Origin of the sequence: Yersinia aldovae 670-83, from assembly GCF_000834395.1 — a bacterium.
GTDB classification, from domain to species: domain Bacteria; phylum Pseudomonadota; class Gammaproteobacteria; order Enterobacterales; family Enterobacteriaceae; genus Yersinia; species Yersinia aldovae.
Genome location: NZ_CP009781.1, coordinates 612,780 through 634,860, shown reverse-complemented (window position 1 = coordinate 634,860; position 22,081 = coordinate 612,780). Strand labels below are relative to the sequence as shown.

Here is a 22,081-nt window from a genome sequence, read left to right as displayed (position 1 = left end):
CGCAGCGTGGTTTGATTCGACTCTTTAACGCGATTTATCATCATCTCTGGCCGCGCGATGTGGCCAGTGTTTTAGAGGTATTACAGATTTTGTGTGGCTGTAATGCCTTTATCCAACGATTTCACCGAACGTTATCTCGTTGAGAAGCAATGCGGCAAACAAGGTAAACAAACAGGCATGGCGATCATCTTAGGCATTGATCCCGGTTCTCGTGTCACCGGTTATGGCGTTATTCGCCAACAAGGTCGTCAACTCATCTATCTGGGCAGTGGCTGTATCCGCACGGTAGTTGACGACATGCCGACTCGCCTGAAACTGATTTATGCAGGTGTCACTGAAATTATCACTCAGTTCCAACCTGATTTTTTTGCTATCGAACAAGTGTTTATGGCGAAGAACCCTGACTCAGCGTTAAAACTGGGGCAGGCGCGAGGCGCGGCGATTGTTGCGGCGGTAAACCTGAATTTACCGGTTTCCGAATATGCCGCTCGTCAGGTTAAACAGACGGTAGTAGGCACCGGTGCGGCGGAAAAAAGCCAGGTGCAACACATGGTGCGCTCACTGTTAAAACTGCCCGCCAACCCTCAGGCAGATGCTGCGGATGCACTGGCAATTGCTATCACCCATTGCCATCTGAGCCAAAATACGCAGCGATTAGGCAATGACCAAATGACGTTGGCTCGCGGCAGAATTCGTTAACCCATATTTTAATGCGAGCAGGTTAACTGTTATTGTAGGCTGGATATCCATCCAGCCTTTTTTATGCTATAAACAGCCATTATGTTTATACCCGAATGTGGGTAAACGAGGAGAGAGTCAACGTGATAGGGCGTCTCAGAGGTATCATTCTGGAAAAACAGCCGCCATTGGTGCTGCTGGAAACAAACGGTGTTGGCTATGAAGTCCAATTACCCATGACCTGTTTTTATGAGCTACCTGATGTGGGGCAGGAAGCCATTATCTTTACCCAGTTTGTGGTGCGAGAAGATGCTCAACTGCTGTACGGTTTTAATGATAAGCAGGAGCGTGCGCTGTTTCGTGAGCTGATTAAAGTGAACGGCGTCGGGCCAAAACTGGCGCTGGCCATTCTTTCCGGAATGTCAGCGCAACAGTTTGTGGCTGCGGTTGAACGCGAAGATATCACCACGCTAGTAAAATTACCGGGTGTTGGCAAGAAAACGGCCGAACGGCTGGTGGTTGAAATGAAAGACCGCTTTAAAGGCCTCAATGGTGACTTGTTCAATAATACCGGTGATATCCAGTTGCCTGCCAGCAACTCGTCACAAATCTCAGATGCCGATATCGAAGCGGAAGCCGCTTCTGCACTGGTGGCTCTGGGTTATAAACCACAAGAAGCCAGCCGCCTGGTGAGCAAAATTGCCAAGCCAGGTGCCGATTGTGAAACCCTGATCCGCGATGCGCTGCGTTCCGCATTATAAAGTGAGTTATAAAAGATGATTGAAGCAGACCGCCTGATCTCTGCCAGTGTTATCAGTGATGAAGAGAGCATTGACCGGGCTATCCGTCCGAAACTGTTGGCTGAATATGTCGGGCAACCGCATGTTCGCGAACAAATGGAAATCTTTATTCAGGCGGCAAAGCAGCGTGGTGATGCACTGGACCATGTGCTGATATTCGGGCCTCCGGGGTTGGGTAAAACCACATTGGCTAATATTGTTGCCAATGAAATGGGGGTCAATCTGCGTACCACGTCAGGGCCGGTATTGGAAAAAGCCGGTGATTTAGCCGCGATGCTAACCAATCTCGAACCGCACGATGTGTTGTTTATTGATGAAATCCACCGCTTGTCACCAGTAGTTGAGGAAATCCTCTATCCGGCAATGGAAGATTATCAACTGGATATCATGATTGGTGAAGGCCCGGCTGCACGTTCCATCAAACTCGACCTTCCGCCGTTTACCTTAATTGGTGCCACCACCCGCGCCGGTTCTTTAACCTCTCCGCTGCGTGACCGCTTTGGTATTGTGCAGCGTCTTGAATTTTATCAGGTGGCCGATTTAGAACATATCGTCGCGCGCAGTGCCAAGTGTCTGGGGCTAGAACTAACGGCTGAAGGGGCGCACCAACTGGCTCGCCGCTCCAGAGGAACCCCGCGTATTACTAACCGCCTGTTGCGTCGTGTGCGTGATTTCGCTGAGGTGCGGGCCGATGGCGCTATCAATGGCGATGTGGCGATGAAAGCACTGGATATGCTGAATGTCGATGCTGAAGGCTTCGATTTTATGGATCGTAAATTATTGCTGGCCGTTATCGATAAATTTATGGGTGGGCCGGTAGGATTGGATAACCTGGCAGCCGCGATTGGCGAGGAGCGGGAAACCATTGAAGATGTGCTGGAGCCGTATTTAATCCAACAAGGTTTTATTCAGCGTACACCGCGCGGGCGGATTGCCACCAACCATGCCTATAAACACTTTGGTATCGCCCGCGAAGAGTGAGTCTTTTTGATGCAGGGCTGGCATTCGCCAAGCCCTGGCGGGTAGGGCTGTCAGACAGTGGCGGGTTCAGTGCCAGAGGTATTAATCATTCGGTTAAGCCACGGGATAAGTAGCGCCATAACCAACGCAATCACCAGTGTGACCATGCCAATTTTGCCAAACACATCCGTATAGATAGGTAAGGTTTCAAGTGGGTCCGTCATGCCTTCAGGTGTTGCGGTAAAGGTAGCTACATAGCCACCAATCAGGAATGAGGCCGCCTGAGTCAGGAACCACATGCCCAGAATGAACCCCATCAGATATTGTGGTACTAATGCTGCCACCATCGCCAGACCGAGGGCGCTTATCATCAATTCCCCAAGACTTTGGAATAGATAAACCAGAACAATAAACCAAGGTGATGTTAGACCTTGCGCATCCGCAAACCACATTCCCGCAGCCGCCGCAGTGAGGAAACCCAGCGAACATAAAAACATGCCTAAAGTAAATTTAGCTGGCATCGACAAGTCGCGTTTTTTACTGCCCAAACGGGTATAGATTGAGGCCAGAATTGGGCTGGCGACCACCACCCAAAACGGATTTAGCGCCTGGAAGCTGACTGGGTTGATGGTAAAACCGAGGATCTCGTGATGGACATTATTGATAGCGAAAAAGTTGAGCGAAGTTGGCATTTGTGCATATAACACGTAAAAAACAATGGCTTCAATCATCAAAATAAAAGCGACATACATTTTATTTCGCCCAAGTTTATCCTGTTTAAACGCTTCTTTAAAAAAGATAAATACGACAATCAGTGATAAGACGATCAGCACCAGATTGGCAATAACCACATGATTCATTAGCCAGGCACAGACACATATCATGACGGCACTGCCGATAAGCACAAGTAGTAGATAGCGCCAATTCAAGGGTTTTGTATCCGGTTCGGAACCGATATGGCTTACCATATGGCGACAACAAAAATACACGAGCAGGGCAAAAATCAAACCTATACCGCAGATATAATAGGTCACGGTATAACCGAAACGCTCTGCAATAACCGGAGCCAATGACAGTGAGATCAAAGAGCCGATATTAATCGACATATAAAACAGAGTGAATGCACCATCAAGACGCGGATCTTTCGGTGGATAACACTTAGAAAGCAAGCTGGCAGGGTTGGCTTTAAATAACCCATTACCCACAGCAATCGTCCCTAACGCGAAGAAAATCAGGTTTGGTTTGTAGAGGGATAAACCGGTAGCAAAATAGCCCAGAGCCAGAACCACAGCGCCCAAGACCATCGTGCGTTTAGTGCCTAATAAATGGTCGCCAACATAACCACCGATAGAAATCAGGCCGTAAACCAATGCAGCAAAAGCACCAAAGGTAACGAAGGCTTGCTCTTGCGAGAATCCCAACTGGTTGACGAAAAAAACGGCCAAAATACCCTGAACGCCGTAATAACCAAATCTTTCCCATAGCTCAACAAAGAAGATCATGAAGAAGGGTTTGGGCTGTTGTAATAAACCCGGTGTAGTGGATCTATCCATGAGAGGTCGCCTCTGCGGAATAATGATTCCGTGTCAATTGGGAGCATACAAGCCCATACAGAAATTCAGTGCTTTTCTGCATAACGTCATATTGCTCATTGGTTTGATTGGTTATCAGGGTATTACACTGCCGATTGGCTGTATTTGTGGTTGATCACACTAATTAAAATATAAAAATCAGAATTGATGATTAACGCTTTTTTAATAAACGGAAGGCAATAATACAGTAGGTAATTGTTATAGCAGGCAGGGGAATCAAAGACGTGTGTAATTAAAGGAGATGAACAGGGCTTAAGACAATAAGCCCTGGTTAATAACATGATTATCCGCGCGCTTTTTGCGACAAACTCAGTACAAACATGGCTGCCGCACAAAGCACCACTGAAGGCCCGGCTGGGGTGTCGTAAAAGGCTGAGAATGTTAAACCACCGGTCACAGCAACAATACCAATACCGATGGCGATACCCGCCATTTGTTCTGGTGTGCGGGCAAATCGGCGAGCGGCAGCAGCGGGAATGATCAGCAGTGATGTGATAATTAACGCACCGACAAATTTCATCGACAACCCGATGGTCAGCGCGGTTACCAGCATCAGCAGCATCCGCACTCGCTCTAAATTAACCCCATCCACATGCGCCAGCTCAGGGCTAATGGTCATCGATAATAGTGCGCGCCATTGCCAGCACAGCACAGCTAAAACCACCACCACGCCGCCTGCAATCAGCCAGATATCGCTTAGCGTCACCGACAGCAGATCACCAAACAGGTAGGCCATGAGATCGACACGCACATTATGCATCAAACTGACAACCACCAAACCGAGCGAAAGGGCGCTGTGAGCCATGATCCCCAGCAGTGTATCAACCGCCAGTTGCGGGCGGCGTTCCAGCCAAACCAGAATCAAGGCCAGCACCATTGTCATTACAATGACGGCATAAAACGGATTCACATTGAGCAGTAAGCCAAATGCCACACCCAGTAAAGAAGCGTGAGCCAGTGTGTCGCCAAAGTAGGACATCCGACGCCAAACAACAAAAGATCCCAATGGGCCAGCTGCCGTTGCCAGCAATACACCGGCTAACCAGCCGGGCAGCAATAACTCAATCATGCGTCACGACTCCCGCTGTTTTTCAAAATAATCTTTCCGTGCAAATCGTGACGATGATTATGGTGATGACGATATACTGCTAACTGCTCGGCACCACGGTTACCAAACATGGCAATAAATTCGGGGTGAGTTGAAACCACCTCCGGCGTGCCGGAGCAACAGATATGTTGGTTGAGGCACAACACGTCATCGGTTTTAGCCATGACCAAATGCAGGTCATGGGAAACCATCAAAACGGCACACCCTAGCTCTTTGCGTAATTGTTCAATCAGGTCATACAGTGCCAGTTGCCCATTGACATCAACACCTTGGGTCGGCTCGTCCAACACCAACAACTGCGGCCGATTTAATAAAGCTCTGGCCAGTAATACACGTTGGTTCTCCCCGCCAGACAGCTTTTGCATCGGTTGATCCAACAGGTGTGCCGCATGTACCCGCTGTAGTGCGGGTAGAATTTCTGTTTTTTTGACGCCCGGTTTTAACCGCATGAAGCGGCTAACCGTGAGTGGCAAGGTGGCATCTAAATGGAGTTTTTGCGGAACATAACCGATGCGCAAACCCGGCTCACGAATAACCGAACCGCTGGTAGGGGCAATAAGCCCTAATACCACGCGAACCAAGGTCGATTTGCCTGCGCCATTTGGCCCAAGCAGGGTAAGGATTCTCCCTGGATGCAAAGAAAGGGAAATATCATTGAGCACCCGCCGATTACCAAAAGTGACGGATATCTTATTAAGAGTTACCAGTGTGGACATTATGATTACGTTTGCAGAACCGAGTGAATGTTATAATATTACGCTTTCCCTATTGAAACGTCGAGAATTCGTATTATGTTACATAAAAATAAGTGGCTGGCACGGGCAATGTTGGCCAGTGCAATGTTAATCGCTAACCCATTAAGTGTTGCTTCTGCTGCGGTCGTTACATCAGTGCGTCCGTTGGGTTTTATTGCCTCTGCTATTACTGATGGCATCTTGCCAACAGAAGTATTACTGCCCGATGGCGCATCGCCACACGATTATGCCCTGCGCCCATCAGATGTCCAGCGGTTACGTAGCGCTGACCTGGTTATCTGGGTTGGGCCGGAAATGGAAGCATTTTTGTCAAAGCCGCTAACGCAACTTGCTGATAATAAAAAGCTAGCCCTTGCGCAATTGCCGTCGGTCACGCCGTTGTTGATGAAGGGTGATGAACATGATGAAGCTGAAGGGGAAGGTGAGGGGCATGACCATGATCATGCTAAAGATAATCACAGTGACGAGCATCATCACGGCGAACTAAATATGCATATTTGGTTGTCCCCAACCATTGCTAAACAATCCGCAATTGCTATTCACGACAGATTATTGGAACTTATGCCACAAAATAAGGACAAATTAGATGCAAACCTGCGCCGATTCGAGGATCAACTAGCGCAAAATGAAAAAAATATTGCTACTATGCTAAAGCCTGCCCAAGGTAAGGGATACTTCGTTTTTCATGATGCCTATGGCTACTTTGAAAAACACTTTGGCTTAACCCCGTTGGGGCATTTTACAGTCAATCCCGAAATACAGCCTGGTGCGCAGCGTTTACATCAAATTCGAACACAGTTGGTTGAGCATAAAGCGGTATGCGTTTTTGCTGAGCCACAATTCAGGCCAGCCGTCATTAATGCTGTCGCCAAAGGAACTAACGTGCGTTCAGGCACCTTGGATCCATTGGGGAGTGGCATAGTATTAGGCAAGGACAGCTATGTGAACTTTATGTCTCAGTTGTCTAACCAATACGTGAGCTGCCTGAAGTAAGATTAAAAGGATACTCATAAGTGCAGCAGATAGTCAGAACTATCACCTTGGCGTATAACAATCTCCCACGCCCCCATCGTATTATGTTGGGGTCGCTGACCGTAATGACACTGGCCGCCGTTGTTTGGCGGCCATTTGTCTATCATTCGGATCATGAGCCTATCGCTAAAAGTGTGGTATTAGATACCACTCAAACCCGCATTTTGTTGCCTGAAGCCAGTGAACCTATCGATCAACCTTCGCCGGATGATGAGATTCCGCAAGATGAGTTAGATGCCAAAGATGTCAGCGAAACTGGCGTCCATGAGTATGTTGTCTCCACTGGGGATACCCTGAGCAGCATTCTTACCCAGTATGGTATTGATATTTCTGATGTTTCCCTGTTAGCAACGCAAAACCGTGATCTGAGAAATTTAAAGATAGGGCAGCAAATCTCCTGGACCGTCAATGACACCGGTGATTTGCAGCGTTTGACGTGGGAAGTTTCTCGCCGTGAAACCCGCACTTATGATCGTGTCGGAAATAACTTCAAAGAAACCAAAGAATTGCAGAAAGGTGAGTGGAGTAACAGCGTTCTTACCGGGCGTCTTGACGGTAGTTTTGTTACCAGCGCCAAAAAAGCGGGGCTAACTGGCGCGGAAATTCGTGCTGTAACCAAAGCATTGCAATGGCAATTGGACTTCGCCAAACTGCGCAAAGGTGACCAGTTTTCGGTATTAATGTCACGAGAAATGCTGGATGGGCGCAGTGAACAAAGCCAATTAATCGGGGTGCGTATGCGCACTGGCGGTAAAGATTATTATGCTATCCGCGCCGAGGACGGTAAATTCTATGACCGTCAGGGTTCTGGTCTGGCGCGTGGTTTTATGCGTTTTCCTACCATCAAACAATTCCGCGTTTCGTCTAACTTCAATCCGCGCCGAATTAACCCAGTGACCGGGCGTATTGCACCGCACAAAGGGGTGGATTTTGCGATGCCTGTTGGCACACCTGTATTGGCTGTTGGTGATGGTGAAGTTGTCATTGCTAAACGCAGTGGGGCGGCGGGAAACTACGTCGCTATCCGTCATGGTCGCCAATACACCACACGTTATATGCATTTGAAAAAGTTATTGGTTAAGCCAGGCCAAAAAGTAAAACGTGGTGACCGTATCGCATTATCAGGTAACACCGGCCGTTCAACAGGCCCGCATCTGCATTATGAATTTTGGATGAATCAGCAAGCAGTTAACCCATTGACCGCCAAGTTACCGCGTTCAGAAGGGTTAAGCGGTAAAGACCGCAGCGAATATCTGGCGCTTGCCAAACAGGTCATTCCGCAGTTGCAACTGGATTAACAACACGCCGGTAGCCCTGTGCTACCGGCGTGTTTATACCCAGCGGTATATAATTAGCCCATCGCCAATTCCAAGAGTTTCCCATGCATAAAGAAAAAAACGACGCAGCTGGTTTTATTCCGGTATTTCAAAAATCGTTCCTGCACCCACGTTTTTGGGGAGTGTGGTTAGGTGCTGGTGCAATGGCGGTGATGGCGTATGTGCCGCCGAAATTCCGTGATCCTCTGTTAGCCGGCATTGGTCGCCTTGCCGGAAAGTTTGCCAAAAGCGCCCGTCGTCGCGCCCGAATTAACCTGCTTTATTGTATGCCAGAACTACCGGAAGCCGAACGCGAACATATTATCGATCAGATGTTTGCCACTGCCGCACAACCGTTAATGATGATGGCAGAACTTTGTTTTCGTGATCCCAAAAAAGTGTTGTCTCGTGTTCATTGGCATGGACTGGAGATTTTGGACGGGCTGCAACAACAGGAGCGTAATGTTATTCTGTTGGTGCCCCATGCGTGGTCTATCGATATTCCAGCGATGCTCTTGGCCGAGCAGGGCAAACCTGTGGCCGGTATGTTCCACCATCAGCGCAATCCGTTGGTGGATTATTTATGGAATAGTGCGCGTTTGCGCTTTGGCGGTCGTATCCATGCGCGTGAAAGTGGTATTAAGCCTTTTATTAGCTCAGTGCGCCAAGGCTTCTGGGGTTACTATTTACCTGATGAAGATTACGGCCCTGAGCAAAGTGAGTTTGTTGATTTCTTTGCGACTTATAAAGCGACATTGCCAGCGGTTGGCCGCTTGATGAAAGTCTGCCGTGCTGCAATCGTGCCGATGTTCCCGGTATATAACTATCGTGAGCACCGCCTTGATATCTATATTCGTCCGCCGATGGATGATTTGGCCGATGCAGACGATGCCTATATTGCGCGCCGGATGAATGAAGAGGTTGAATTGTTGGTTAAGCCGAATCCAGAACAATACACCTGGATTCTTAAGCTGCTGAAAACCCGCAAACAGGGTGAGATAGAGCCTTATGTTCGTAGGGATATCTAACCGTAGTAACCCTTACCCGGTTTGAATTTAAAAGGCCCGCTACCAGTAGCGGGCCTTTTGCTTTTAGTCGCTTAAAATAAATTATTCAACACGCAGGATGCGGCTGGTGTTGGTGGTGCCAATCGTCCCCATCACATCGCCCTGAGTGACAATAATTAGATCGCCAGACACCAGGAAGCCTTTATCTCTCAAACAGTTAACCGCTTCAGTCGCGGCGAGAACACCGTCGGTATGAGTATCACAGAATACCGGTGTCACACCACGGTAGATGGCGGTCAGATTTAAGGTGTGTACATGGCGTGACATGGCGAATATCGGTAAGCCGGAGCTGATACGCGACATCATCAGTGCGGTACGGCCTGACTCGGTCATGGCAATAATCGCAGTGATACCTTTTAGGTGGTTTGCCGCATACATGGTCGACATCGCGATAGCTTCTTCGACATTATCAAATTGCATATCCAGGCGATGTTTTGACACATTGATGCTTGGGATTTTTTCAGCGCCCAGGCAAACTTTTGCCATCGCCGCAACGGTTTCCGCCGGGTACTGACCTGCGGCGGTTTCGGCAGACAACATTACCGCATCGGTGCCATCCAGCACCGCGTTGGCCACGTCCATGACTTCAGCACGGGTTGGCATCGGGTTGGTTATCATTGACTCCATCATCTGAGTTGCGGTGATAACCGCACGGTTCAGTTGACGAGCGCGGCGAATCAGTTTTTTCTGAATACCAACCAGCTCAGGGTCACCAATTTCAACGCCTAAATCACCACGCGCCACCATAACAACATCGGAGGCCAGAATGATGTCATCCATCGCTTCATCGCTGGCAACGGCTTCTGCCCGCTCCACTTTGGCGACGATTTTTGCATTACAGCCTGCATCACGGGCCAAACGACGGGCGTAGTTTAAATCTTCACCGGTACGTGGGAAAGAGACTGCCAGGAAATCCACACCAATCTTGGCTGCGGTAATAATATCGGCTTTATCTTTTTCGGTCAGTGCCTCAGCGGAAAGACCTCCTCCTAACTTGTTGATACCTTTGTTGTTAGAGAGTGGGCCGCCAACGGTGACTTCAGTAAAGACTTTCATGCCCTGAACTTCGATAACCTTCAACTGCACGCGGCCATCGTCTAGTAACAAGATATCGCCGGGAACCACATCAGCAGGTAATCCTTTATAGTCGATACCGACTTTTTCTCTGTCGCCTTCGCCTTTCGCCATATTGGCGTCTAACAGGAATTTATCACCGATGTTAAGGAAAACTTTGCCTTCCTTAAAGGTAGAAACACGGATTTTAGGACCTTGCAAATCACCCAGAATCGCTACATGACGCCCTAATCTGGCGGCGATTTCACGGACATTTTTGGCCCGCAATTCATGATCTTCAGCGCTACCGTGGGAAAAGTTCAGGCGGACTACGTTCGCACCTGCAGCAATAACCTTTTCCAGATTATTGTCGCGGTCAGTAGCTGGCCCCAGTGTAGTAACAATTTTAGTCCTTCTAAGCCGTCTGGACATCTCTTACTCCGTTGACTGGTGAAGCATGGTGTTGTTAAAACAGCGGATAATAAACCTGAGTGTGAAACGGGCTTATTTTACGATGACATGCTTTATGACTACATGTTTACCGCCACATGACCTCATACATGTTATCCGCTTGCGGATGTAAAACGATTGATGTGTTCTATGGCCCAATTTGTCGGCTCATAGAGCATCAATGACAACATTACAAAAGCGAGCTATTTATCCCTATCTGCTCAGATAATATTTACCTGAGTTATGACAATGATCATTTTCAGATAATACGTCAAATTATTCGGGCAGAAGATGCGCTAACACAAAACAATGCCATTTCTGCCGCCGTCACCATTTTAGTGCTACCACTATTCGCTACTATTGACTGATGATGAACTTTTATCAAAGCGCGACTCTTTCAATGCATCTTTAACCCGCTTCAGGTTATCTCTGAATTTCGCTCCCCGACGTAGAGTGAACCCGGTTGCCAGCACATCAATTAAGGTCAATTGGGCGATACGGGATACCATCGGCATATAAACATCGGTATCTTCCGGCACATCTAATAGCAGAGAGAGCGTAGCCTCGTTAGCGAGTGGGGTATCACGCGAGGTAATGGCAATCACGGTGGCATCGTTTTCACGCGCCAAATGTGCCAGTTCTACCAGGCTTTTTGTCCGGCCAGTGTGTGATATCAACACTACCACATCCCCTTCACTGGAGTTCATGCAACTCATACGTTGCATCACGATGTCATCGAAATATATAACTGGGATATTGAAACGGAAGAATTTATTCATTGCATCATGGGCTACAGCGGCGGATGCCCCTAAGCCAAAGAACGAAATTTTCTTCGCTTGTGTCAATAGATCCACCGCTCGGTTAATGGCCGCGATGTCTAAATTGGTTTTCACCATATCGAGGCTGGCCATCGTCGACTCGAAAATCTTCCCCGTGTAAGCGGCTACACTATCATCTTCTTCGACATTGCGGTTTACATAAGGTGTGCCATTCGCCAGACTTTGTGCCAAATGCAGTTTAAAATCAGGGAAGCCTTTGGTATCCAGACGGCGGCAAAAACGGTTAACCGTCGGTTCGCTGACATTGGCCATTTTGGCGAGTGTGGCAATGCTTGAATGGATGGCAGTTTGTGGGGAGGCGAGGATCACCTCAGCGACTTTCCTTTCCGATTTGCTCAGGAGGTCCAGATTATTTTGGATATTTTCCAGCGTATTCATATTGCGAGAGCCACCCATGGGTTTTGCCGATTGCATTTAAAGGAGAAATCTATGTCGGTTTAATGAAAATATACTACGAGCTGGTACCCGTTGGCAGTGGCATCTGATGGTAAGTAAGGCTTTTTCATCAGAATATGACCTGTGTCTAATTTTCATAATGGTAAATAGTTGTCAAAAACGTCATAAAATTACATTTCTAGCAAGCGCCGCCTGATTTGACGCGGCCTGGCGCTTAGGAGGGTGTTTTTTGAGCTTTTTTGAACCGATTTTATCTGGGTTTACTGGCTATGGTCAAAGAGAGTACATTAGTAATGTAAGAAAATTACAAATATCCTGCAACGAGGAGAATAACATGGCGGTAACTAATACAGCCCAGGCAGCCCAGGCGTGCGATCTGGTGATTTTCGGCGCTAAAGGGGACCTGGCTCGCCGCAAACTGCTGCCTTCCCTTTACCAATTAGAGAAAGCGGGTCACATCCACCCTGATACTCGGATTATCGGCGTAGGCCGTGCCGATTGGGATAAAGACGCGTACACAGCCGTGGTAAAGGAAGCCCTCGATACCTTTATGAAAGAGAAGCTGGATGACGAACTGTGGGAAAAACTCAGTTCACGTCTCGACTTCTGTAATTTAGACGTCAATGACAGCAAACACTTTGCCAAATTGGGCAAAATGTTAGACCAAAAAAATCGCACCACTATCAACTATTTCGCCATGCCGCCTAATACTTTTGGTGCAATTTGCAAAGGCTTGGGTGAAGCGGGTCTTAATAAAGAACCGGCGCGCGTGGTCATGGAGAAACCGTTAGGGAAAGATTTAGCCTCTTCGCGGGTAATTAACGACCAGGTTGCTGAATACTTCAACGAGTGTCAGGTTTACCGTATCGACCATTATCTCGGCAAAGAAACCGTGCTGAACTTATTAGCGTTGCGTTTTGCCAACTCTTTGTTTGCATCAAACTGGGATAACCGCACGATTGATCATGTGCAGATCACGGTTGCTGAGGAAGTGGGGATTGAAGGGCGCTGGGGCTATTTTGATCAGGCGGGACAGATGCGTGACATGATCCAGAACCATCTGTTGCAAATTCTGACCATGATTGCCATGTCGCCGCCTGCGGACTTGAGCACCGACCGTATCCGTGATGAAAAAGTGAAAGTGCTGCGCTCTCTGCGCCGTATTGATCACACTAATGTGCGTGAAACTACGGTTCGTGGCCAATATACCGCAGGTTTCGTGCAGGGCAATAAAGTGCCGGGCTATTTGGAAGAGGAAGGCGCGAATAAGAGCAGCAATACCGAAACCTTCGTTTCCATTCGTGTCGATATCGATGACTGGCGCTGGGCCGGTGTACCATTCTATCTCAGAACCGGTAAACGTTTGCCAAGTAAATGCTCTGAAGTGGTGGTGTACTTTAAAAACCCCGCGCTGAACCTGTTCCGTGAATCTTATCAGCAATTACCCCAAAACAAGCTGACCATTCGTTTACAACCGGATGAAGGCATTGAAATTGAAGTGCTGAATAAAGTGCCAGGCCTTGAGCACAAACACCGCTTACAAACCACCAAGCTTGACCTTAGCTTCTCTAAAACCTTTAACGAACAGCATATTGCTGACGCTTATGAACGTCTGTTACTGGAAACCATGCGCGGCATTCAGGCACTGTTTGTACGCCGTGATGAGGTTGAGGAAGCCTGGAAGTGGGTCGATTCCATCATGGATGCCTGGGCTGCTGATAATGAAGCGCCTAAGCCTTACCAATCCGGGACATGGGGGCCAGTTGCATCTGTTGCCATGATCACTCGTGATGGTCGTTCATGGAATGAGTTCGAATAAATATTTAGGTTATGACTATACCCTAAATAATTCGAGTTGCAGGAAGGCGGCAAGCGAGAGACAAATTGGTTGTAAACCACTTTGAACCGCGCTTGCGCTGGCCCGCATGGTGATTCTTTATGGCAGGCAGAAGGCAGGAGTCATTATTCTGCCTGCCATATTTCAACTGACACCTTCGGGTGAGTACATGCCAATCGGCATAAGTGGAGAAAACAACTGATGAAAAGCTGGAAAACGAGCGCAGAACAAATCATGACCGCAGGTCCCGTTGTCCCGGTGATTGTGATTAATAAGCTTGAGCAGGCAGTGCCGCTGGCGAAAGCGTTAGTGGCAGGTGGTGTTCGGGTGTTGGAAGTCACGTTGCGTACCGCTTGTGCTGTTGAGGCTATTCGTGCCATTGCGAAAGAAGTTCCTGAGGCTATTGTGGGGGCCGGCACTGTGCTTAACCCGCAACAGTTAGCGGATGTGGTTGAGGCGGGCGCGCAATTTGCCATTAGCCCAGGGCTAACAGATGAACTTCTGAAAGCTGCCACTGAAGGTTCTATTCCATTGATTCCAGGGATCAGCACGGTTTCAGAACTGATGTTGGGTATGAGCTATGGCCTGCGTGAGTTCAAATTCTTCCCGGCGGAAGCTAATGGCGGTGTGAAAGCGTTGCAAGCCATTGGCGGCCCATTCTCACAAGTGCGTTTCTGCCCAACTGGCGGTATTACACCTAACAACTATCGTGATTATCTGGCACTGAAAAGCGTGTTGTGTATCGGTGGCTCATGGTTGGTTCCTGCGGATGCGTTGGAAAAAGGTGACTACGCTCGCATTACAGAATTAGCAAAACAAGCCGTAGCGGGTGCAACGGCATAAACCGTGGTAACTCCCTGAGCTGACGGGAGAATCCGCGCTTTTTTGCTGAAAATAAAACCTCTGTCATACAGGGGTTTTGTTTTTTTGAAATCCCTAACTTATTATTTTTTAATCTCTTTTTTTAAAGTATTTATTAAATTGATGGTTTGCTTTCTAAAATCGGCTGTGGTAAAACTAGCGTAGTTAATTATTCTAATTTGATGAGGGTTTTAGGCGTATCACACTGGTTTTAGCATACAAGAATGTAGCTAAAGCGCGTGTGGCTAAAAAAAAGAGATATATTATGATGAAAATTAATGGAATCACTTTCAAACCTTCTACCTGTCAACTCTTCCTGTCAGCCATTTTGGCCAGTGAGCATCACTGGTGCAGCGAGCTATAGCGTCTTTCTTCTCCCATTTTAGTTAAAAATTTATACGCCAAGTGAGTTTCTATTTCTTACGGCCTGCACACGTCTGATCCCTGTGAATTGAGGGGCTACGTGAGGATAACCGTAACAAATAGACCTTAGCGTGCGTTTGTGCGTGTTAGGAGAAGAATGATGATTTATTGGATATTCTTAGGTTTAGCGATTGTTGCAGAGATTATCGGCACCTTATCAATGAAATACGCCAGTATGAGCGGTGAGATGACCGGGCATATTGTGATGTATTTTATGATAACTGGCTCATATATCCTGCTGGCGTTGGCGGTTAAAAAAGTGGCGTTGGGTGTGGCTTATGCGCTGTGGGAAGGGATTGGTATTCTGATTATTACCGTATTCAGTGTGCTGTGGTTTGATGAAAGCCTCTCACCGCTGAAAATAGCCGGTTTAGTCACCTTGGTCGGCGGCATCATGTTAGTGAAATCAGGGACTCGTAAGCCGAACAAACCAAACAGTTCGAGCCGAAATTCAGGTGAGCATCATGCAGCAGCTTGAGTTTTATCATATTGCGTTTCTGATCCTGGCGGTCATTCTTGAGATTATTGCTAATATCCTGCTGAAAATGTCGGACGGTTTTCGCCGGGTATGGATAGGTATCTTGTCGCTATTGTCGGTGTTAGGGGCATTCAGCGCCTTGGCGCAAGCGGTGAAAGGTATTGAGCTGTCAGTGGCTTATGCGTTATGGGGCGGGTTTGGTATCGCGGCTACCGTGGCTGCCGGTTGGATTCTGTTTAATCAACGGCTGAACTATAAAGGCTGGATCGGTTTGCTCTTGCTCTTGGCGGGTATGGTGATGATTAAGCTGTCTTAATCCGCAGTCTGGCGGGGCGACTGCACCGATGGGCACTCCGGCGGCTTACACCGCTTGTATTTTAAACAAATAGAGACCCATTCGGCACATTTCCCCGCCTATTCACGTTGTGATTAGGCCGAGATAAATCAAGGAGATTTGGCTGCGAATCAGATAGCTGCAATGATTTTTATTTCAACTTTATACTTTGGATTCATCAATTTGGCTTCGACCGTACAACGTACAGGTGCATTGCCATCAACCACCCAGGCATCCCAGGCCGCATTCATACCGGCGAAGTCCGCTTTATCGGCCAGAAAAATGGTCGCATCGAGGATACGGCCTTTATCCGAACCCAGTTGATTCAGCATCATATCAATTGCTGCCAGCGTGTTTGCTGTCTGAGCGGTAATATCGGCATCCAGATTTTCCGGAACACTGGTGTAATAGATTGTGTCGTTGTAAACCACGGCGTCAGACCAACGTTTTTCTGGATTAATGCGCTCAATACTCATTTTCGCTCCTGTGTGTGAATGGCGATGTCAGTTGTTGGGGATAGGGTAGCATAACAAAGGGCGAGAATGTGTGGTCGCGGGGCGATAGGCTTGGCATAATCAGCGCTGATTTCACTCGGAAGAGAAAGTGTGATAGACGATTTTGCAACAGACGGCGCATTAGCGCAGGCCATTACAGGTTTTAACCCCCGTGAGTCTCAGCGTCAGATGGCTGCGGCAATCAGTGATGCTATCGATACCAAACAACAACTGGTGGTGGAAGCGGGTACAGGTACCGGCAAAACATTTGCCTATTTAGCGCCGGCACTGCGGGCTGATTGCAAAGTGATTATCTCCACCGGCTCCAAAGCATTGCAGGATCAACTCTATTCCCGCGATCTGCCCACCGTTGCCACGGCACTAAAATACAAAGGTAAGATGGCGCTATTGAAAGGGCGCTCAAATTATTTATGTCTGGAACGCCTCGAGCAGCAATCGCTAGCGGGAGGGGAGCTTGCCGGTGAAACGTTGGTTGATCTGGTGCGCTTGCGGGGGTGGTCTGCTGAAACCGTCGATGGGGATATCAGCACCTGTGGGCAGGTAGCGGAAGACAGCTTTGTCTGGCCACTGGTGACCAGTACCAATGATAATTGTCTGGGCAGCGATTGCCCGCTGTATAAAGATTGCTTTGTCGTGAAAGCGCGCCGTAAGGCAATGGATGCGGATGTGGTGGTGGTTAATCATCACCTGTTCTTGGCGGATATGGTGGTGAAAGAGAGTGGTTTTGCCGAACTGATCCCCACCGCCGATGTGATGATTTTCGATGAAGCCCATCAGATTCCGGATATCGCCAGTCAGTATTTTGGTCAGCAACTGACCAGCCGGCAATTGATGGATTTGGCGAAAGATATCATTATCGCTTATCGCACCGAAGTGCGTGACTCCGCGCAATTGCAAAAAAGTGCTGATCGCTTGACGCAAAGCACGCAAGATTTTCGCCTAGTACTTGGCGAACCGGGTTATCGCGGTAACTTGCGTGATATCATGGAACAACCGGCTATCCAGCGCGCCTTATTGCTGCTCGATGATGCGCTGGAGCTGTGCTACGACGTTATGAAGCTGTCTCTTGGGCGTTCAGCGATGCTGGACGCGGCTTTTGAACGGGCTACAGTATATCGTAACCGCCTCAAACGTCTAAAAGACGTAGCCACCCCAGGCTACAGCTACTGGTATGAATGTAATTCGCGCCATTTCGTGCTGGCACTGACACCGCTGTCCGTCTCAGACCGTTTCCGCGAATTGATCGAAGAGAAGCCCGGCACCTGGATTTTTACCTCCGCTACGTTATCGGTGAACGATCAGCTATCACATTTTACTTTGCGCTTGGGGTTGACCCATGCCAAGACCTTGCTGTTACCCAGCCCATTTGATTATGCCAATCAAGCGCTACTCTGTGTTCCACGCGATCTGCCTGCGGCCAATGAACCGGGGGCGGCGCGCAGACTTGCCGTGATGCTCAAACCCTTGATTGATGCCAATCAAGGGCGCTGTTTTTTCCTGTGTACTTCACACCAGATGATGCGGGGGCTGGCAGAAGAGTTCCGCGCCAGCATGACGTTACCCGTATTGGTGCAGGGTGAAACCAGTAAAGGGCAGTTATTAGCGCAGTTTGTCGCCGCCGGTAACGCGCTATTAGTTGCTACCAGCAGTTTCTGGGAAGGGGTTGATGTGCGTGGTGATGCGCTCTCGTGCGTTATCATCGACAAATTGCCGTTTACCTCACCGGATGACCCTTTGTTGAAAGCGCGTATTGAGGATTGCCGCCTGCGCGGTGGTGATCCATTCAATGACGTACAATTGCCTGATGCCGTTATTACCCTTAAGCAGGGCGTGGGCCGGTTGATTCGTGACATTGATGATCGCGGGGTGCTGGTCATTTGTGACAATCGGTTGGTTATGCGGCCCTACGGAGCCATGTTTTTAAACAGTTTGCCGCCAGCGCCGCGCACCCGGAGCCTGGCGAAAGCCATTGCTTTTCTCAAGCAGCGTGATTGAGGGTAAAGCGAGCAGGGGTGTGCTATCATGCGCGCCCTGTATTGAATTCATTCTACTTTCCTGCCGAGGTTGGCATGTCCACGCGAATTTTAGCGATCGATACTGCGACAGAAGCTTGTTCGGTCGCACTCTGGAATAACGGCGAAGTTCAGGCTCTGTTTGAACTTTGTCCACGGGAACACACCCAACGTATTTTACCGATGGTACAGCAGATATTGGCTGATTCGGGCTTATCACTGCAACAACTTGATGCACTGGCGTTTGGCCGTGGGCCGGGGAGTTTCACCGGTGTGCGCATTGGTATTGGTATTGGTCAGGGGCTGGCATTAGGCGCTGATTTACCGATGATCGGTGTTTCAACCTTACAGACGATGGCGCAAGGCGCATTGCGCCTAACCGGTGCGACGCGGGTGCTGGCCGCAATAGATGCTCGTATGGGAGAGGTCTATTGGGGGGAGTTTGAACACAATAGCGCAGGGGATTGGGCGGGTGATGAAACCGAAGCGGTGATGAAGCCTGAACAGACTGTGGCCCGTGCGCAGTCGTTAAACGGCCACTGGGCGACGGTGGGTACTGGCTGGCAAACTTATCCTGACTTGATCAGCGGCAGCAATGTGGTGCTGACTGACGGGCAAATTGCCCTGCCACATGCTGAAGATATGCTGCCTCTGGCATTGTCATCCTGGGCGAATGGGCAAGCAGTGCGTGTTGAACTGGCTGAACCGGTTTATCTGCGTAATGAAGTCACTTGGAAAAAACTGCCGGGGCGTTAGAAAACTGGCAACTTGTTATCAAGATTAGAGTCTAAAATATTAAGACAGCTAAGAAATAATAAGGGGTAGCAAGTGATGGCGAAAAATACGTCAATAACTCACTCGATGAAATACAGAAGCCGCAAAGGGATGTATGGTTGGCTGGGGCTAGGGGTATTGCTACTTTCGGGTTGCGTAACGGTTCCTCCGGCGATTCAAGGAACCACGGCGACGCCGCAGCAAAATCTTAATCTGGTGAGAACGTCACCACAGACTTTTATGGGTCAGGAAGCACGTTTTGGTGGCACGGTGATTAATGTGAACAACGAACAGCATCGCACCCGGCTTGAAATTGCCAGTGTACCGCTGGATTCTGGTGCGCGTCCTACTTTGGGAGAACCTTCACAAGGGCGTGTTATTGCCTATGTAAATGGGTTCCTTGAACCGGTCGATTTCCGTGGGCATCTGGTTACCGTTGTTGGCCCTATTGCGGGTGTTGAAGCCGGCAAAATCGGTACGACACCTTACAATTTTGTGGTGATTAATGCGACGGGTTACAAGCGTTGGAATCTTGAGCAACAAGTGATGATGCCGCCGGCAATGGGGCCTTGGGGCTATCGTAACCCAGGAATGTGGGGGCCAGGATGGGGCGGTTGGTATAATCCAGGCCCGGCACAGATACAAACTATCGTTACGGAATAAAGAGTTGTTATAATAATTAGCGATATATTGATAGTTGTTATTCTTTGAGAAGGGCGCTGATGTCAGCGCCTTTTTTTATGACGGTTTGCCGCTCAATTAGTGGGCTAAATACGGCAGGTAGATAACCTGTGTGATGTTAAGCAATCAAACGAATGGCCGCCGTTATCGCACTGAAAACCACTAAAACGGTATATAATCAATTGGTTACAGTCACTCAAAAGCAAAAATAACTATAACTAATTGATTTATTTAATAATTACTGGTTGATATTGACGCCGCTAATTATTTTTGTGATCTCAGTGCTGGAAAATAGTGACCTATATCGCAACCTCAAAATTGTTTAAAAGCAAACTGGTAAGCTGAGTTAAAATATTGTTAAAGTTCTGGTGTGGATTGGTGTCCGACCATAACGACCAATAATCATTTCAGGAGTACTACCTTGGAAAAAGTATGGCTAAAGCGTTATCCGGCAGATGTCCCCGCAGAGATCGATCCGGATCGCTATTCTTCTTTGGTGGAAATGTTTGAGAGCGCTGCTTTACGCTATGCAGATCAGCCTGCGTTTATCAATATGGGGGAGGTGATGACCTTCCGTAAGTTGGAAGAGCGTAGCCGTGCTTTTGCCGCCTATCTGCAACAAGGTCTTGGTTTGCAAAAAGGTGACCGCGTGGCATTGATGATGCCAAATTTGTTGCAATATCCTATTGCCCTGTTTGGCATTTTACGTGCGGGTATGGTTGTGGTGAATGTGAACCCACTGTATACCCCGCGAGAGCTTGAGCATCAGCTTAATGATAGCGGGGCTGCCGCCATCGTTATTGTCTCCAACTTTGCTCATACCCTTGAAAAAGTGGTGTTTAAAACTCAGGTAAAACACGTCATTTTAACCCGCATGGGTGACCAGCTATCGACGGCAAAAGGAACGCTGGTGAATTTCGTGGTGAAATACATTAAGCGATTGGTGCCAAAATACTATCTGCCGGATGCTATTTCATTTCGCACCGCGCTGCAAAAAGGCCGCCGCCTGCAATATGTTAAGCCCGACGTGATCAATACCGATATGGCATTTTTGCAATATACTGGCGGAACAACCGGTGTTGCCAAAGGCGCGATGCTGACGCACCGTAATATGCAGTCGAACCTGGAACAGGTAAAGGCGGCTTACGCCCCGTTATTGCAACCCGGCCATGAGATGGTCGTCACCGCACTGCCCCTCTATCATATTTTCGCGTTGACCATGAACTGTTTGCTGTTTATCGAGTTGGGTGGGCGCAGTTTATTGATAACCAACCCGCGCGATATTCCAGGCATGGTGAAAGAGCTAAGTCGCTATCCTTTCACGGCGATAACCGGGGTAAATACGCTATTTAACGCATTGTTAAATAACGAGGAGTTTACCAAACTTGATTTCTCCGCTCTGCGTCTTTCAGTTGGCGGTGGAATGCCAGTGCAAAAAGCGGTTGCTGAACGGTGGGAAAAACTGACCGGCAAGCTCCTGCTGGAAGGTTATGGTTTAACTGAGTGTTCACCGCTTGTTACCGGCAATCCCTATGATTTGAAGCACCATAATGGCAGCATTGGCTTACCGGTGCCTTCAACCGATGTACGTCTGGTTGATGATGAGGGCCATGAGGTTGCATTGGGTCAGCCGGGTGAACTATGGGTGCGTGGGCCACAAGTTATGTTAGGCTATTGGCAGCGGCCAGAGGCTACTGATGAAATATTAAAAGACGGTTGGCTGGCAACGGGTGATATTGCGACGTTGGATGAACAAGGGTTCTTGCGCATTGTCGATCGTAAAAAAGATATGATTCTGGTTTCAGGTTTCAACGTTTACCCAAATGAGATTGAGGATGTGGTAGCGTTGCATACGAAAGTGCTGGAGTCTGCCGTTGTTGGGGTGCCTAATGAGGTCTCCGGTGAGACGGTAAAACTTTATGTGGTAAAAAAAGATGCGTCACTAACAATAGATGAGTTATTGACCCATTGCCGCCGCTACCTTACCGGGTATAAAGTACCGAGAATTGTAGAGTTCCGTGACGAGTTGCCGAAGTCAAATGTCGGTAAAATTTTGCGCCGAGAACTACGTGATGAGCAGGTTAAGCCTACGGTGGATGACCAAAACGCCGCTTAACCTA

Annotated in this window: 20 protein-coding genes; 14 read left to right on the top strand and 6 right to left on the bottom strand. The window is 48.4% G+C overall.

Annotation, left to right across the window (positions count from 1 at the left end; translation table 11 throughout):
- Positions 1-177: 177 nt before the first annotated feature.
- From ruvC to ruvB, 3 genes are all read left to right on the top strand, one after another.
- Positions 178-699 (top strand): crossover junction endodeoxyribonuclease RuvC, encoded by a 522-nt coding sequence (ruvC, locus tag AT01_RS02910; protein WP_042548468.1) that lies wholly within the window; start codon positions 178-180, stop codon positions 697-699.
- A 122-nt stretch (positions 700-821) separates the two neighbouring features.
- Complete coding sequence (gene ruvA / locus AT01_RS02905; protein WP_042546010.1) at positions 822-1,439, top strand: Holliday junction branch migration protein RuvA; 618 nt, start codon at positions 822-824, stop codon at positions 1,437-1,439.
- A gap of 15 nt (positions 1,440-1,454) precedes the next feature.
- Positions 1,455-2,459: a Holliday junction branch migration DNA helicase RuvB gene (ruvB, locus tag AT01_RS02900; RefSeq protein WP_042546009.1), complete on the top strand. Its 1,005-nt coding sequence runs from the start codon at positions 1,455-1,457 to the stop codon at positions 2,457-2,459.
- A gap of 50 nt (positions 2,460-2,509) precedes the next feature.
- Here ruvB and dtpB read toward each other — a convergent pair whose 3' ends face one another.
- The 3 genes from dtpB to znuC form a co-directional block, all read right to left on the bottom strand.
- Complete coding sequence (gene dtpB / locus AT01_RS02895) at positions 2,510-3,991, bottom strand: dipeptide/tripeptide permease DtpB (RefSeq protein ID WP_042546008.1); 1,482 nt, start codon at positions 3,989-3,991, stop codon at positions 2,510-2,512.
- A 322-nt stretch (positions 3,992-4,313) separates the two neighbouring features.
- Positions 4,314-5,099, bottom strand: a complete 786-nt coding sequence (znuB, locus tag AT01_RS02890; RefSeq protein WP_042546007.1) for a zinc ABC transporter permease subunit ZnuB — start codon at positions 5,097-5,099, stop codon at positions 4,314-4,316.
- On the bottom strand, positions 5,096-5,854 hold the full coding sequence (znuC, locus tag AT01_RS02885) for a zinc ABC transporter ATP-binding protein ZnuC (protein ID WP_004699029.1): 759 nt from the start codon (positions 5,852-5,854) through the stop codon (positions 5,096-5,098). Before znuC ends, znuB begins: the two co-directional genes overlap by 4 nt.
- A 75-nt stretch (positions 5,855-5,929) precedes the next feature.
- Here znuC and znuA point away from each other — a divergent pair, with 75 nt between their 5' ends.
- From znuA to lpxM, 3 genes are all read left to right on the top strand, one after another.
- Positions 5,930-6,886 carry a zinc ABC transporter substrate-binding protein ZnuA gene (gene znuA, locus AT01_RS02880; RefSeq protein WP_042546006.1) on the top strand — a complete coding sequence of 319 codons (957 nt, stop codon included), beginning with the start codon at positions 5,930-5,932 and terminating at the stop codon, positions 6,884-6,886.
- A gap of 20 nt (positions 6,887-6,906) precedes the next feature.
- Complete coding sequence (gene mepM / locus AT01_RS02875; RefSeq protein WP_042546005.1) at positions 6,907-8,223, top strand: murein DD-endopeptidase MepM; 1,317 nt, start codon at positions 6,907-6,909, stop codon at positions 8,221-8,223.
- Between the two features lie 83 nt (positions 8,224-8,306).
- A complete protein-coding gene (gene lpxM / locus AT01_RS02870) occupies positions 8,307-9,269 on the top strand; it encodes a lauroyl-Kdo(2)-lipid IV(A) myristoyltransferase (protein WP_042546004.1) in 963 nt (320 codons plus the stop codon).
- 81 nt (positions 9,270-9,350) lie between these two features.
- On the opposite strand, the gene pyk is transcribed toward lpxM, so the two are convergent.
- Together pyk and AT01_RS02860 are read right to left on the bottom strand one after the other, a co-directional pair.
- Positions 9,351-10,793, bottom strand: coding sequence for a pyruvate kinase (gene pyk / locus AT01_RS02865; protein WP_004699036.1), 1,443 nt, complete (start codon positions 10,791-10,793; stop codon positions 9,351-9,353).
- Positions 10,794-11,158: 365 nt separating this feature from the next.
- Positions 11,159-12,028 carry a MurR/RpiR family transcriptional regulator gene (locus AT01_RS02860; protein ID WP_042548467.1) on the bottom strand — a complete coding sequence of 290 codons (870 nt, stop codon included), beginning with the start codon at positions 12,026-12,028 and terminating at the stop codon, positions 11,159-11,161.
- Between the two features lie 352 nt (positions 12,029-12,380).
- Between AT01_RS02860 and zwf the strand changes: the two genes are divergently transcribed.
- From zwf to mdtI, 4 genes are all read left to right on the top strand, one after another.
- Positions 12,381-13,865 (top strand): glucose-6-phosphate dehydrogenase, encoded by a 1,485-nt coding sequence (zwf, locus tag AT01_RS02855; protein ID WP_004699040.1) that lies wholly within the window; start codon positions 12,381-12,383, stop codon positions 13,863-13,865.
- A 219-nt stretch (positions 13,866-14,084) separates the two neighbouring features.
- Positions 14,085-14,726, top strand: coding sequence for a bifunctional 4-hydroxy-2-oxoglutarate aldolase/2-dehydro-3-deoxy-phosphogluconate aldolase (locus AT01_RS02850; protein WP_042546003.1), 642 nt, complete (start codon positions 14,085-14,087; stop codon positions 14,724-14,726).
- Between the two features lie 541 nt (positions 14,727-15,267).
- On the top strand, positions 15,268-15,645 hold the full coding sequence (gene mdtJ, locus AT01_RS02845; protein WP_042546002.1) for a multidrug/spermidine efflux SMR transporter subunit MdtJ: 378 nt from the start codon (positions 15,268-15,270) through the stop codon (positions 15,643-15,645).
- Positions 15,632-15,961, top strand: coding sequence for a multidrug/spermidine efflux SMR transporter subunit MdtI (mdtI, locus tag AT01_RS02840; RefSeq protein ID WP_042546001.1), 330 nt, complete (start codon positions 15,632-15,634; stop codon positions 15,959-15,961). Before mdtJ ends, mdtI begins: the two co-directional genes overlap by 14 nt.
- 149 nt (positions 15,962-16,110) lie before the next feature.
- Here the strand turns inward: mdtI and AT01_RS02835 are convergent, their stop codons facing one another.
- Positions 16,111-16,455: a RidA family protein gene (locus AT01_RS02835; RefSeq protein WP_042546000.1), complete on the bottom strand. Its 345-nt coding sequence runs from the start codon at positions 16,453-16,455 to the stop codon at positions 16,111-16,113.
- 129 nt (positions 16,456-16,584) lie between these two features.
- Here AT01_RS02835 and AT01_RS02830 point away from each other — a divergent pair, with 129 nt between their 5' ends.
- The 4 genes from AT01_RS02830 (at position 16,585) to fadD (ending at position 22,077) form a co-directional block, all read left to right on the top strand.
- On the top strand, positions 16,585-18,489 hold the full coding sequence (locus tag AT01_RS02830) for an ATP-dependent DNA helicase (RefSeq protein WP_004699052.1): 1,905 nt from the start codon (positions 16,585-16,587) through the stop codon (positions 18,487-18,489).
- A 74-nt stretch (positions 18,490-18,563) separates the two neighbouring features.
- Positions 18,564-19,262 carry a tRNA (adenosine(37)-N6)-threonylcarbamoyltransferase complex dimerization subunit type 1 TsaB gene (tsaB, locus tag AT01_RS02825; RefSeq protein WP_042545999.1) on the top strand — a complete coding sequence of 233 codons (699 nt, stop codon included), beginning with the start codon at positions 18,564-18,566 and terminating at the stop codon, positions 19,260-19,262.
- A 75-nt stretch (positions 19,263-19,337) separates the two neighbouring features.
- Complete coding sequence (locus tag AT01_RS02820) at positions 19,338-19,943, top strand: Slp family lipoprotein (protein ID WP_042545998.1); 606 nt, start codon at positions 19,338-19,340, stop codon at positions 19,941-19,943.
- A 439-nt stretch (positions 19,944-20,382) separates the two neighbouring features.
- Entirely contained in the window at positions 20,383-22,077 is a 1,695-nt protein-coding gene (fadD, locus tag AT01_RS02815) for a long-chain-fatty-acid--CoA ligase FadD (RefSeq protein ID WP_004699058.1), read from the top strand.
- Positions 22,078-22,081: the final 4 nt, after the last annotated feature.

What these genes read in the sequence shown, in the direction of transcription:
- mdtJ (WP_042546002.1), top strand. Translation starts at nt 15,268, where the DNA reads ATGATTTATTGGATATTCTTAGGTTTAGCGATTGTTGCAGAGATTATC.
- AT01_RS02835 (WP_042546000.1), bottom strand. Translation starts at nt 16,455, where the DNA reads ATGAGTATTGAGCGCATTAATCCAGAAAAACGTTGGTCTGACGCCGTG.
- lpxM (WP_042546004.1), top strand. Translation starts at nt 8,307, where the DNA reads ATGCATAAAGAAAAAAACGACGCAGCTGGTTTTATTCCGGTATTTCAA.
- znuA (WP_042546006.1), top strand. Translation starts at nt 5,930, where the DNA reads ATGTTACATAAAAATAAGTGGCTGGCACGGGCAATGTTGGCCAGTGCA.
- pyk (WP_004699036.1), bottom strand. Translation starts at nt 10,793, where the DNA reads ATGTCCAGACGGCTTAGAAGGACTAAAATTGTTACTACACTGGGGCCA.
- tsaB (WP_042545999.1), top strand. Translation starts at nt 18,564, where the DNA reads ATGTCCACGCGAATTTTAGCGATCGATACTGCGACAGAAGCTTGTTCG.
- znuC (WP_004699029.1), bottom strand. Translation starts at nt 5,854, where the DNA reads ATGTCCACACTGGTAACTCTTAATAAGATATCCGTCACTTTTGGTAAT.
- AT01_RS02860 (WP_042548467.1), bottom strand. Translation starts at nt 12,028, where the DNA reads ATGAATACGCTGGAAAATATCCAAAATAATCTGGACCTCCTGAGCAAA.
- dtpB (WP_042546008.1), bottom strand. Translation starts at nt 3,991, where the DNA reads ATGGATAGATCCACTACACCGGGTTTATTACAACAGCCCAAACCCTTC.
- ruvC (WP_042548468.1), top strand. Translation starts at nt 178, where the DNA reads ATGGCGATCATCTTAGGCATTGATCCCGGTTCTCGTGTCACCGGTTAT.
- ruvB (WP_042546009.1), top strand. Translation starts at nt 1,455, where the DNA reads ATGATTGAAGCAGACCGCCTGATCTCTGCCAGTGTTATCAGTGATGAA.
- zwf (WP_004699040.1), top strand. Translation starts at nt 12,381, where the DNA reads ATGGCGGTAACTAATACAGCCCAGGCAGCCCAGGCGTGCGATCTGGTG.
- AT01_RS02820 (WP_042545998.1), top strand. Translation starts at nt 19,338, where the DNA reads ATGGCGAAAAATACGTCAATAACTCACTCGATGAAATACAGAAGCCGC.
- mdtI (WP_042546001.1), top strand. Translation starts at nt 15,632, where the DNA reads ATGCAGCAGCTTGAGTTTTATCATATTGCGTTTCTGATCCTGGCGGTC.
- AT01_RS02850 (WP_042546003.1), top strand. Translation starts at nt 14,085, where the DNA reads ATGAAAAGCTGGAAAACGAGCGCAGAACAAATCATGACCGCAGGTCCC.
- znuB (WP_042546007.1), bottom strand. Translation starts at nt 5,099, where the DNA reads ATGATTGAGTTATTGCTGCCCGGCTGGTTAGCCGGTGTATTGCTGGCA.